A 14,592-nucleotide genomic window follows, 5' to 3' on the forward strand; every position below is an offset into this window, starting at 1 on the left:
GCAAGCATACGCATACGGGGAGAGCGCGATGGTAGGGATCGTCACGGGTAACGGGCTGGGGCTGCAATCGTCTTCGCTGCAGGGGCTGGGTGGCCGCGGCGTGCTCGGCAGCGCCGCGTTCGGCCAGTCCGGCGAGAGCGTGTACGTCAACGTCGCCAACGGCAACCTGATGATCCAGGATCGCGATCAGATGCTGCTCGGCCAGGGCGTGAGCGGGGCCGTCTATCGTGCCTACAACAGCCTCGGGCAGCTGGTCGGCGACAGCTGGAAAGAGGGCGCCACGCGCTCGGTGAGCGAGCGGAGCGGCACGCTCGGCACCGCGGGCAGCACGATCGTCCAGACCGACTGGGACGGTTCGCGCACCACCTACACCTACGACACCGCGCTCGGCGCCTATGTCTCGAGCGCCCCGACCGGCGTGGCGATCGGCGACGCGTTGAACCCCGGCCTCGCACCCGTGACCACCACCGGCGCGCACGCCACGATCCGCTTCGACGCGGCGGCCAACCGCTGGATCTGGAGCGACGGCCGCGGGCAGGCCACCGAGACCTACGACGCGGGCAACGGCGGGCGGCTCGTGGCGAGCCGCGACGAGGACGGCAACTCGGTCAGCTACGTCTACGACGCGGCAGGGCGGCTCACGACCGTGGCGACCAGCGGCGGCGACGTCACCCGGCTCGACTACGACGCGTCGGGGCGCCTGGTCGCGCTGCGCAGCACCTACCAGCTCGCCGGCGGCCAGCAGGCCACCGAGACCTCGGTGTACTACGGCTACGACGCACTGGGGCGCCTGTCCACGGTGACGATCGATCTGACGCCGCAGGACGGCAGCATCGCCGACGGGCAGGTGTTCACCACCACCTACACCTACGACGGCGACAGCCAGCGCGTGGCCTCGCTCGCGCAGTCCGACGGCTCGCGGCTGGCGTTCACCTACACGCTCGACTACGGGCTCTATCGTGTCGCGACGATCACGCAGACGGGCGTCGACGGCATCGATCGCGTGACGCGCCTGCAGTACGATCTCGCGAACCAGCGCGTCACCGTGGTCGATCCGCTCGGCTTCGCGCAGCAACTCGACTGGGACGCGGCGGGGCGTCTGACCCGCGTGTCGAACCTGTCCGAGGCGCGCAGCATCAGCTTCCAGTACGATGCGGCCGGCAATCTGGTCCACCAGAGCGACACGGCGCTGGGCGACATCGATCTCAGCTACGACGCGGCCGGCAACCTGATCCGGCAGTCCGGGCTACTCTCGAGCATCACCCGTACCTATGGCGCCCACAACGAGCTGCTGACCGAAACGATCGGCGGCCCGTATCCGGCGGCCGAGTTCGGTACCGAGACCACGCGCTATGCCTATGACGCGCTGGGGCACCTGCGCTACGTGGTGAGCGCGGAAGGGCGCGTCACGGAATATCGTTACGACGCGGCGGGCCAGCGCATCTCGGAGATCCACTACGCGGGGGCCGTCTACGACGTCAGCGCGCTGTCCGACACGAGCGCGCTGTCGCTGGGCGCGCTCGACACGTGGGCAAACGGGTCCGGCATTCGCCAGAACGCGCTGCGGATCGACTCCAGCTACGACTGGCGCGGCGACCTCGCCGTGCAGACGCGCTACGAGCGCCTGCTGGCCGACGGCACGGGCGACCCCTCCGGCGGCATCACCCAGATGCGCTACATCTACGATCCGCATGGCCGCCTGCTGCAGCACTACGTGGGCGTGCCGGGGCAGGAACAGGTCGAGCAGTTCGCCTACGACGGGCTGGGCCGGCTGCTCGCTTCGACGAGTTTCGACGGCGCGCTCACCACCTATCAGTACGACGACGTCCATCACGCGGTGTCGGTGACGTTCGCCAACGGCCTGACGCGTACTTCGACCTATGACGGTGCGGGCGAGCTGGTGTCGACGGTCGAGAGCGCGCACGGCGCCACGCTTTCGCAGGTGCGCAACGCCTACGACCCGGACGGCCGGCTCAGCATGAGCACCGATGCCGACGGGCGCAGCACGCACTACCTCTACAACTCGCGCAACCAGCAGGTCGCCGTGATCGGGCCGGACGGCACGCTGACGGAAACCGTCTACGACGCCGCCACCGCGTTGCAGACGAAGACGATCACCTACGCCACGCGCCTTACCGCGGCCCAGCTCGCCACGCTGGTCGACGGCAACGGGCGGCCGCTCGCGCGCACCGCCTCGGGCGCCGCGCTGACGCTCGACAGCGCCAACCTGAGGCCGGCAGGCACCGCAGCCGATCGCTGGGAGATCTCGGCGCGCACCAACGCCGGCTGGGTCGATCACACGATCGATTCGGAAGGCGTGGTGACGCAATACGATTACGACGGCTTCGGGCAACTGATCACGAAGACGGTACGCTACAACCGCTTCGATCCGAACGCGATTCCGGCCACCGGACTGCCGCCGGCCGACCCGCAGCGGGACCGCGCGACGCATTACCTCTACGATCGCGACGGACTACTGCGCGGCGAAATCGATCCGCAGGGTTACCTGACCGAGACGCGCTACAACGCGGCCGGCGAGCGCACCGAGGTGATCGCCTACGCCACGCCGGTGGACGAGACGCTGCGCAACGCGTTCGCGACCTCGCCGTCGTCCCCGCCGTCGCCGACGCTCGCAATGCTGATTCCGGCCGCGAGCGCGCGGGATGTGGTGACGCGCTACGCCTACGATGCGCGCGGGCTGCTGTCCGCGGAGATCGACGGCGAAGGCTACGTGACGCGCTATCAATACGACGCACGCGGCAACCTCACCGAGCGCGTGACCGGCCAGCGCGTCGCGCAGGACACGCTGAGCCAGCCGCAGCTGGTCTGGCTCAGGCTCGCGATGTCGGGCGCGGTGGGGGCCACCGTCGGCGTGCGCATGGACGGCGTGCTGGTGGGCACCGTGACGCTGACCTCGAGCGACTATGCCGGCTATTCGCTGGCGGTGCCGGGCGTGGTGGCGCTCGACGTCCATACGATCGAGTTCGACATCGCGACCGCGAACCCGGTGACGCTCTACGCGGCGTCGCTGGGAGAACATCCCCTCGCGCCGATCGTCGCGTCGCCGTCGGCGAGCCTGTCGCCGCAGGTCGTCAACCCGCGCTACACGCTCGACGCCGCCGCGCTGCTGGCCAGTGCCTCGGCGCCCGGCGCGATCGAGCGCACGACCTATGCCTATGACGCGATGGGGCGCCTGCTCGGCCAGGTCACCGCCGCCGTCACCGGCACCAGCACGACGCGCTACACCTACGATGCGATGGGGAAGGTGCTGACCGAGACGCAGGGCACGCCGCCGCACGAATCGACCATCACCTACGAATACGACGTGCAGGGCCGGCTCGTGCGCCAGTATTCGGGCGAGGCGAGCCGGATCCTCGCCTCGATCGCGCAGGCCGAGGCGAGCGGCGACGCCGCCACGGCCGCCACCTTGCGTGGCCAGTTGTTCAGCGAAACGTATACGTATGACGCCGCGGGGCTGCGCACGTCGTCGACCGACGCGATCGGCCGCAAGACGCTGTACTACTACGATGCCTACGATCGCGTGGTGGCGACCGTCAACGCGGCCGGCGAGGTGGTGCGGCAAAGCCGCGATGCGTTCGGCAACATCGAGCAGACGGTCGCCTACGCGGTGCGGCTTGCCGCCGGCACGCTCGCCGGCCTGCAGGGCGGGCGCCTGAGCGACGACGTCGCCGCCGCGTTCGCCGCGCTCGACAGCACCGACACCTCGCGCACGCGCTTTCGCTACGACACCGATGGCCGGCTGACGCGGCAGACCGATGCGCTGGGGCAGGCCGTCGACTACGCCTACGATGCTTTCGGCGAGCTCGCGTCGAAGACGCAGGACGTGGCGAACGGCGTGCGGCGCAGGACGTTCTACGATTACGACCGGGCCGGCAACCAGATCTGGCAGCTGGACGACGTCGACGGCCTGAAGCTGGTCACGACGGCCGCTTACGACGCGTTCGGCCGGGCGATCCAGACCGCCGACGCGAACGGCGTGTCGCGCTTCTCCGACTACGACCGCGACGGACGGCTGGTCAGCGTGCGCGACAGCGCGGGGCAGACGCACACCACCTATGATGCGTTCGGCAACATGTTGACGCAGACCGACCGGCTCGGCAACACGACGCGCTATTCGTATGACGCCGCGAATCGCCAGGTCCACATGATGACGCTCGAAGGCCTCGTCACCACCACGACCTATGACGAACTGGGACAGGTGGTGGCGCTGACCGACGGGCGCGGCGACACGGTCACGAGCGAGTACGATCTCGACGGCAATCTCGTCAGGACCACGAGTCCGACCACCACGCTCACCTATCGCTACGATCACGCCGGGCAGCGCCTCGCCGAGAGCGGCGTGGCGGCGGGCAGCGCGAGCACGCAATACACCTACGACCTCGCGGGGCGCGTGCTGACGCGAACCCAGTTCGTCTCGTCGAGCGAGGCAAGCCTGACCACGCGCTACGAATACGACGCGATGGGCCATCTCGTGCAGACCACCGATCCGTCCGGCATGGTGACGCGTACCCGTTACGACGCGATCGGCCAGCGCGTGAGCGTGGTGGTGGATCCGGACGGCCGGCGGCTCGCGACGAGCTTCACCTATGACGCCACCGGACAGGTCCTGACCGTGACGGAAGGCGACGGCAGCGCCACGCCCAAGGTGACGCGCAACGTCTACGACAGCGCCGGACGCCTGCAGGAACGCATCGTCGATCCCGACGGCCTCAAGCTCAGCACGCGTTATGCCTATGACGCGATGGGCAACGCGGTGGCTGTGACCGATGCGACCGGCGCGGTGACGCGCTACGTCTACGACGCCGCTGGCCGGCAGACCTGGGTGCTGGGGCCGACGGGGGCCGTCACGTACTTCGTGCGCGACGCCGAAGGCCGGATCCTCTCGCAGCAGAAGTTCGCCACGCCGATCGACGTGAGCGGGCTGCCGTCGCGCCTGACCGAAACGCAACTGTTGGCATCGGTCATCCGCACGGCGGCCGACCAGATCGATTACCGCGCCTATGACGCGCTGGGCCAACTGCGCTACATGACAGATGCGCTTGGCCACGTGAAGGAGCAGGTGTACGACGGCGCCGGCAACGTGGTGCGCGTGATCGCCTATGCGGGCGCGAGCGATCCCCGGTCGTTCGGCACCGCGGCCGATCACGTCACACGGATGGTCTACGACGGCGGCAATCGCCTGATCGCGACGATCGATGCCGCCGGCACGGTGACGCGCAACGTCTACGACGTCAATGGCAACGTCACGCAGCGCATCCAGTACGACGCGGCCTATGCGGCGGACGGCGAGATCGACGCGGCGGCCTTCGAGAACCAGATGCAGGCGTGGCTCCAGTCGCCCACGATGGCCGGCAGGATCCACGTGACGACGCTGGTCTATGACGCCGTGAGCCGCCTGCGCTACACGGTGGACGCCGAGGGCTACGTGACGGAAAACCGTTACGACGGCGCCGGGCGGCTTGCCCAGACCGTTCGCTATGCCCGGCGTTATGCCGGCAGCGACGACAATTACGCGACGCTGGCCGGGTATTTCGCCGATCCGGCGCAACTCGCGCAGGCGGCCGTCACGGGCTATCGCTACGACGGCGCCGGGCGCCTGATCGAGACGACCGACGCGCAGCAGGTCGTGACGCGATACACGCTCGATGCGCTGGGCCGGGTGACCGATACGACGGTGGCGGCCGGTACCGCCGACGCGTCCACGACGCACAACATCCATGACGTGGCCGGCAACCTGATCCAGAAGACGGTGGGCTACGGCACGGCGGCGGCAAGCACGACCGGCTACTCGTATGACGGCGTCGGCCGCCAGCTCACCGCGACCGACGCCCAGGGCTTCGAGCTGATCGAGCACGACACGTCGTGGACGCTCGGCGAGCGCTCGCAGCTCGGCGTGGTGGATGCCAACGGGGCGCCGCTGGCCATGGCGGCGTTGACCGATGCACAGAAGCTGCGGCTGCTGCAGGCGCACACCAGCACGCAGTTCTACGACGCCGCGGGCCGCCTGATCGCGAAGATGGACGCGTTGGGCAACACCACGCGCTATCAATACGATGCGTTCGGCAACGCGGTGACGACCACCGACCCGATGGGTGCCGTGACGGTATCGTTCTATGACAAGCTCAATCGCGTGGTGGCGCAGGTCAGCCCCGAGAACTGGGTGGTCGGCACGAGCTACGACGCGTTCGGCAATGTCAGCAAGGTGACCGACTACCTGACGGCGCGCGCCGGTGCGATGGACGATGCCTGGAAGCGTGACGGCTGGCGCCTGGATCCGGCCACGATTCTGCCGCAGAGCGATCCGAAGGATGCGGTCACGCGCATGGAGTACGACAAGCTCGGCCGGCTGACGCGCTCGACCGACGCCGAGGGTTATGCCCAGACCTATGCCTACGACGGCTTCGGCAATCGCGTGAGCTACACCAACAAGGTGGGCGGCACGTTCGCGTACACGTATGACGGCATGGGCCACATGTTGTCCGAAACGCTGCCGGTGACGTCGAGCGGCTGGCCGGTGGTGAATCGCTACGAGTACGACGCGCGTGGCAATCGCATCACGAGCATCGAGGCGCAGGGCCTGCCAGAAGAACGTGTCACGCGCTACGGCTTCGATCTGCTGGACCGGCAGGTGAGCACGACGAAGCAGGTGGAGCTGGCGGGCACCACGGGCACGGCGACGGAGCAATCGATCTATGACGTGCGCGGCAACCTGATTTCGCAGGTCGACGCGAACGGCCATGCCACCACCTGGTACTACGACGCGGTGGGCCGCAAGACCGGCGAGGTCAGCGCGACCGGCGCGCTGACGCTGTGGACCTACGACGAAGCCGGCAATGCGCTGCGCTTGCGTGTGTTCGGCGATCCGGTGCAGCCCACCCAGGGCTCGCAGCCGCCCGCGCCGGTCGACGAGACCAATGTTCGCGAGACGCGGTTCATCTATGACGCTGACGCGCACGTGCTCGAATCGCGCGTGGTGGATGTCGCGAGCGGCAGGTTCGTGCTCAATTCCGACTCGAATCCGACCACGCCGATCGACGTCAAGGAAGAATATGTGATCTCGTCCGGCGCCGATCTCATCACGCGCTGGGAGTACGACGGCCGTGGTGCCGTGATCGCGAAGACCGATCCGGCGGGTGGCCGCACCGTGTATTTCTACAACGGCAGCGGCCAGAAGATCCTCGAGATCGACCCGATGCACTACGGGATTGCTTACGATCTCGACGCTCGCGGCGAGGTGGTTCGGGAAACGCGGTTCGCGACCGCGTTTCCCGACCAGTACACGTCGAACCAGAGTGCCGGACGGAACCTGATCGATACCTGGCCGCGCAGCGCGGACGATCGGATTACCGAATACACCTGGGACCGCAACGGCCACAAGACGAGCGAGTCACGCCTGAACGTGCAGTACGCCACGGTGGACGACAACGGCAAGCTCCTGCAGCAGGTCGGCAGCGCCACGACGCAGTACCAGTATGACGGCGAGGGCAACCTGCTGGACCAGATCGACGCCAACAACAACCGCTACGACTACGTCTACGACGCGCTCGGTCATCGCATTTCGGAGAAACTGCCGACGTTCCTCGACTATCACGGCAGCGCCACGCGCGCGACGACGCTGTACGAGTATGACGGGCTCGGCAATCTCGCGAACGAGACGCGCAAGGGTGATGTCGATCAGGTCACGTTCTATCAGTACGGCGCGGGCGGGCGGCTGGTGAACAAGGTCTACGCGGATGGCAGTTACATCAACTACAGCTATGACGCGGCGGGCAATATCGTCGGGTTCGCGCAGGCGCGCGACGACGCGGACGGCCAAAGACTGGTCGACATCACGAACCTCCGCTACGACGCGCAGAACCGCGAGACCTATCGCGGCGTGCTGTTGGCGGCTCACGACGGGAGCGTGCAGAACACGGGTACGACGCACGAGATGCGTTACGACGCCTATGGCGATGTGGTGGCGCGCCGTACCAACGGCGGCGGGCCGAACGGCGAGTGGCAGGAGTACGCCGACTACGACAACGCGGGGCGCGTGGTTCGGACGAACTTCGATGACGGCATCTCGCATCTGTACATGTACGACCGCAACGGCAACGCGACGTTGAAGATCGAGTCGATGGGCAGCGACCTGCGCAGCTTCTCGATCGAGACCGTGACCGACCTCAATGCGCTGCTGCAGCGCGTGGACATGATGCAGACGTTCACGCTGTATGACGCGCGCAACGAGGTGGTGCAGGTCCGCCAGCCGAAGACGTCGGCGGGGCAGCCGCGCGTGGGCTTTGCGCCGGTCGATATCCAGATCGAGGGCGGGGCGTTCGCGAATACGGAGTTGAAGATCGGGGGGTGGTTGACGAAGGCGCAACGTGCAGTGATAGCACCTGTCCAGACGTTGGCCGCGGGAGGCAACGGTGCCGGTGTGGCGACAGCGGGTGGCGTTGGCTACGTCAGCCTTGGATGGACGATGAACTACGGCGATCTCGGTCAAGACTATTCCCTTGAAGCCGGTCACATCACGCTGGGTGTGCTCAGCTATACATTGCCTGATTTCTCTCAGGTATATGGTGCTTACGATGTCGAAGTGCGCGTCAGCTACCACGTCTACGGAAATGTCTGGGGATGGGCCCAAGATGGAGAGGGGAGATCGTTCCCGTTCGATCATGTCGACGTAGCTACCTCGCTTCCGCAACCAGTCAATTCCACTCAACTCCAGGTTTCTCTTGCTTACAATGTGCCGGGGTTCTTGTGGGCAGCGAGCAGAGCGGGTAGCCAGAATTATGTGAACTTTTCGTCGACTTCCGAGATTTTCATAACACCTCGTAATGGAATGGGGCGCATTTCTGTCGGGACAATTTCTCAAGGAGGAACGTTATTCCAGGCAAGACAGCCGCAAGAGGCTAATAGCCCGTACGACGGCATCACTATTGCTCCCCAGAATGCGTTCTATACAGGTGCGTCACTGCAGGGCGCCACCAATCTCGTTAGCGTGGCGAGGAATGATCTGCCTACTGATGCCGGCGCGCAGTTGTACTATCGTCCGCTCAATTCCGGGCAGCCGTTCCAGCCGCTGGGCCGAAGCGCTTTCAGTCAGCCGAATTCATATACTGCTGATTTCAGCGGCCTGCCGAACGGCGACTATGAGATGATTTTCATGGCCGTATCTGGGGGAGGCGACGGCCACCCAAGCGGCACGCTCCTGCGTCGGGATGCTTATATTCTGCACGTCGCGCATGGTGGCGCATCCTCCGTTACGATGGATCCGGGATCGATTTCGGGTGGCACGGCAAGCTCCAGGCCGGGTTTGACCGTGGACGCGACCGGTAGCTACATCTGGACCTCTCCGCAAGTTCTCAATCTGTATTCGCCGAGCGGTGGCGCCGGTGCGCGGCAAATAGCCTCGATTGTCACCGTGAAGATGCGCCAAGCTGGTACGACGCAATGGGGCAATGCTGCCGGGTTCACACGCAACCCGGTTACCGGCGCGTTTTCGATCGACATGTCGGGATATGGTCCTGGCGATTGGGACATGGAAATCGATCTGTTCGATGCGAATTGGCATCAGATCGACGCCATGAGCGGCGAGGTCTCCCTCACGGGCGGCGGAAGTTCCCCATCGATTAAGACGCTCGACTACCTCGCAAATCTGAACACGTCCGTCACGTTCTCGGAACCGTCCAATGTCGACTATATCGATGTGTCTTGGGAGCAGGGCGGCGAAACGAAATATGCGCGCGTGCCGCGTCTGAGCGGCGAACTCGTTTGGGATATCCGTGGCCTGTTATCGGCAAACGGATCGTCGCAAAACTATGCCATCAATTTCACGGCCTATGACGCAGCGGGACGGCCGGTGTCGATGGGCAAGGGGGATATTACCGTTGGTGGATACGGCACTCCGACGATCCAACTGACCGGCAGCCAGAGCCGCACCTACCTGAAGTTTCAACCGACCGGCCTGGACGGCCAGCCTCTGCCCGCCAGCACGCTCACGCTTTTCTACCGCGCATCGACGGACAAGGATCACGATTACGACCGCCCGTTCAGCCAGGTGACGCTTACGCGCGATGCGTCGGGCTATTTCGTATTCGACGCGACGGACCTGCCGACCGACGTCGAGTTCGAGTATCGCTACCAGGCCAAGGACGCTGCCGGCAACGTGCTGCTGGAGCGCGGGAGCTACTTCGATACCGGCACGCGCAACAATCCGGCCACGAATACGGACATCATCAGCGGGTTTTACCAGACCACGCTCGATTCGACGATCGATCGGCTGCAGTTGCACAACGCGTTTGGCGAGGTGTCCAGCGAGCGCGACGGACGCGGCAACTGGACCGATTCGCAATACAACACCATGGGTTCCCTGGTGCTCAAGCGCGAGCCGCAGGTCAGCGTCACGCTGGCGAACGGCGTGAAGGTGCAGACCCGGCCGGAAACATCGTTCTATTACGATCGCACCGGCAATCTGGTCGGGACTCGTGATGCAGACGGCAATCTTTCCACGCAGCAATGGAATTACGGCAGCGCTACGCCGTCGACGACGAAGATCTGGGATGCACTCGGCAACGCCAAGCAGATGCAATACGACAGCTTCGGCAACCTGCGGACGTCCTATGACGAATTGAGGCGCCGCACCGATTATCTGTACGACACGAGGAACCGCCTGATCGAAGTCGACCATCCGCTGCTGAACGATGGCCAGCGCAGTGTCGACCGCTACGAATACGATTCGCTGGGTCAGCGTATTGCCCATACCGATGCGCTCGGCAATCGCGAGCGGACCTACTACGATGCCGACGGGCGGATCGTGCGCACCGTGAGCGCCGCCGGGCGCACGCTGACCTACGACTATCGCTGGGCGTCGAGCATCGGCTCGGCTGGCGCCGTGACCACGGGCGGCTGGGTACGCACGACCACCAACGCCAACGGCATGACCATCGTCGACCAGAGCGACCTGTTCGGCCGCCTGATGATCCATACCGACCTCGGTGGTCACGTGTTCCAGTACCTGTACAACTGGGCAGGGCTCTTGTCCCAGCAACGAGGTACGAGCGGGCAGAACGTTGACTACACCTATTACTCGAACGGGCTCGTGCGGTCGATCGTCGACAACACGGCACAGACACAGTCGCTGTACGAATACGACGGGGACGGCAACCGGACCTCCGAATACTTCACGAACTTCGGCTATACCTACATCTTCGCGCAGTCGGCGGTGACCTACGACGCGCTGAACCGCGTCACCGCGATCGAAGACAGCAGCTACAAGGTGTATTACGAGTACGACGCGGTAGGCAACCGCCGGCGCATGCAGGCGGTGTATACGGACTTGGTGGGCTCGCACCAGCAGACGCAGGACTACTGGTACGAATACGATGCGCTGAATCGCTTCACGGTATCGATGGGCAGCCTGTCCGGGGCACCAGCCACCGATCCGAACGACACCAGCGTCCACATTGTGGCGGGCGCGGCGGGTGGAGACGGCGTGCAGATCGCCTACAACGCGGCCGGAGAGCGGACGGTAGCCGTCTATGCGAAGGATGGGCGTACCGAGACGTATGAATATGACGCGAACGGCTACCTGTCCACGCAGCGCGTGAACAATACGATCGTGCAGCAGCGCACGAACGATCTGATGGGGCGCGTGACGACGTTTCTGGAATACGATCCGGCGACGGGGCAGCAGGTGACGGGGCTGAGCCGCGACTGGGATGCCGACGGGATGCTGAAGCTGGAACGCGATGTTCTGCATGGCGCATCCACCAGTTACACACGCATGGCGGACGGCACGCTGACGCAAATCGCGACGACTCCCGATGACAGGCTACAGACGAGCACGGTCTCGACCTACTCGTACGAATGGTGGGATGACGCGAAACAGTCGCGCGTGACGACCCAGGCCACGAATCCGAATTCCCCGGGATGGAAGCCGGCGACGTCGTATTTCAATTACGACGCGAATGGCAACCTGCAAAGCACCTATGACGATGGCGGCAACCAGCCGGGCAACGCGCGGGCGTTTCAGTACTGGACCGATCTACGCGGACAGGTGCAGCGGCGCGACGAACTGACTGGAGCCAGCGTTGATACGAACGGCAAGATCTCCGGCGCATCGGGGGATCGCAAGCACAATTACTACTATCTGAACGGCAACCGGATCGGGAACCAGGGCAACGACGGCATCGACCAGATCGATTACATGCAGGAGCTGGCCGGTAAGCTGGGCAAGGGTAATGACAGCCAGTACAAGGTATTCACGCCGATCAGCGCAGCGGATTTTGATGAAAACTACATGCCGATCAACGGGATGTATCCGGCGCAGAGTGCGGGGCAGTGGACAGTGCGTGACGGGGATACGCTGCAGTCGGTGGCGTCGGCGCTGTGGGGGGACTCGAGCCTGTGGTACATCCTGGCCGATGCGAACGGGCTGAAGAACGGCGACGAGCTGCGGCTGGGGCAGTTGCTGACGGTGCCCAACAAGGTCACGAATATCCATAACAACGCGACCACGTTCAAGCCGTATGATCCGGGCCGCGCGATTGGGGATACGCAGCCGACGTTGCCGTCTCCGCCGCCGCCTCCGTCTCAGGACGGCGGGTGTGGTGGATTCGCACAAGTCCTGGCGGTGGTGGTGGCGGTCACGGTGTCGGTGGTGACGGGAGGCGCGGGCGCGAGCCTTGCCGCTATCGCACTTGGCGGCGCCCTTTCGTCCACGGCTTCGCAACTGGTGTTGATTGCAGCAGGCGAGCAGCATGGGTTCAGTTGGAAGGGCGTGGCGGTAGGCGCCTTGACGGCAGTAGCGACGGCCGGCATGGGGTCATCCTCCAGCGCGTGGGGCGCAGCATTGAAAGGTGCAGCAGCATCAACGTTGGTGCAGGGCGTTTCGGTTGCGACAGGGCTTCAGGATCGGTTCGATTGGCGAGGTGTCGCGGCCAGCGGCATTGCAGCGGGGGTTGGGTACGAGGTTGGGCAGCAGGCGGGGCAGGCGGCAACCGAGGCTGGCTACAACTCGGATGTGAGTCAGTTCGTTAGTGGGGTGGCGGCCGGCTTCAGCGCGGGCCTTGCGAGCACGGTGGTGCGCGGCGGGAGTTTGCGGCGCAACATTGGGATGATCGCTACCGATGCGGTTGCGTCGACGATTGGCAATATGGTGCAGGATCAGAGGCAAGAGGCGTCGGTTGCGAAAACCAGTACGCCTAGTTCGGCTGATTTGCTGGCTCAGCAGGCCATTGCCTCAGTCAGCGGACAGGTTCTGCCGGGAGCGGTCGGTGGTGTCGGTAGCGGCTTTATGCCACTCGATACATCGTACAATGGCAACGTTGGATTGTTTGGTGGTGTTGGTGGAGTGCCGACGACGCTGGACGGCGTGACGAGCAACGCTGCGGTCGATGCATTGGCAGCGTATCGCGCTCCGTATAGCGCAGCGACGTTGCTGAGTGGGCTGGGGATGGGTATCCCGGCAGCACCAACACCGTTGGCGGCTGAGCCTTTTGAAACGAGCTTCGCGGAACCACGTCCGGGTGTGCAGGTGGCAGATCGCGATGGGGGCGTCTGGCCGTCGATAGGCGGGAATCGCACACGTACGGACGAAGAGGAGTTGACGGGACCCCTCGGTCGCAATGATTGGACGTCGCAAACGCTAGACACTTTGTTTTGGAAGGGACTTGCCAATGGCTTGGGTGCGCTTCCCTTAGGCGGTGGTAGACTGCCGCCGGCCGGGCCTGGGTTTGCTCTGGCTGGATCTACCGCAGTGATGGGGGTGGTAAAGGCTGTAGCGGGGCTGGTGCCGCCGGCTCTGTTTAATAGCGGAAACGAGCCGCCTTCGTCAGCCCAATCAGAGGGTGTTGCTAGTTCTCAGGCACCGCAGGTTGTCGCTTCTGGGAACGGAAACATCCCGACAAAGCTTTATCACTACACGAACGAGGCTGGTATGAACGGCATCGTTAGTTCGGAGACTTTGAATCCGTCGCTAAAGTCACTCAATCCCAATGATGTGCGTTATGGAAATGGGCAATATCTTTCAGATATTCCTCCAGGAACGAAGACGCCTGCTCAGTTGTCGCGAGCGTTCGTCAACAACCCATTCCAAGGTGCTCGTTATACGCATTTTGTGGAGATTGATATTGCCAATCTGAAGGTGGTGAAAGGGCGTGAAGGTGTGTATGTTGTCCCTAACGAAACATCTCTTGATTTGACGAATCGTATTACTAATAGCGGGAGGGTGCTTGGACGATGAAATATATAAAAGTCAAATGGCTGCACTCGCTCGATGATGAACCAGTGTTTATGTATAGCGAGCTTGATGATGCTCGCTGGGAAGTGCGTAAGGTTGAGGTATTTGCAGATGGGCGTCGAGGCTTTGCTAGCCCGCTCGAATCAGTAGGTGGATCAGGGTTAAGTAAGGAGCCGCTACCGTTGATCGAAGAGATCGCTCTAGATCCGCAATTTGAGCCAGTTGAGATTGCTGAGGCTGAATTTGAAAAAATTTGGCTGGATGCTCATAACGGAACAGCATAAATCGTATTCCGATGCGTGGCGGTGTGTGTGCAGAGCTTGAAAAATGGCTAGCCCAGTGGCGGT

At 64.1% G+C, this 14,592-nt stretch carries 2 protein-coding genes; both read left to right on the forward strand.

Going from position 1 to position 14,592, the window contains the following annotated elements; translation table 11 throughout:
- Positions 1-28: 28 nt before the first annotated feature.
- Positions 29-14,248 (forward strand): HYD1 signature containing ADP-ribosyltransferase family protein, encoded by a 14,220-nt coding sequence (locus BpN12_RS21560; RefSeq protein ID WP_246797476.1) that lies wholly within the window; start codon positions 29-31, stop codon positions 14,246-14,248.
- Positions 14,245-14,529, forward strand: coding sequence for a DUF6881 domain-containing protein (locus tag BpN12_RS21565; RefSeq protein WP_246797477.1), 285 nt, complete (start codon positions 14,245-14,247; stop codon positions 14,527-14,529). The genes BpN12_RS21560 and BpN12_RS21565 overlap by 4 nt, the downstream gene beginning before the upstream one ends.
- Positions 14,530-14,592: the final 63 nt, after the last annotated feature.

It is taken from the genome of Burkholderia perseverans, from assembly GCF_022870505.1.
GTDB classification, from domain to species: Bacteria; Pseudomonadota; Gammaproteobacteria; order Burkholderiales; family Burkholderiaceae; genus Burkholderia; species Burkholderia plantarii.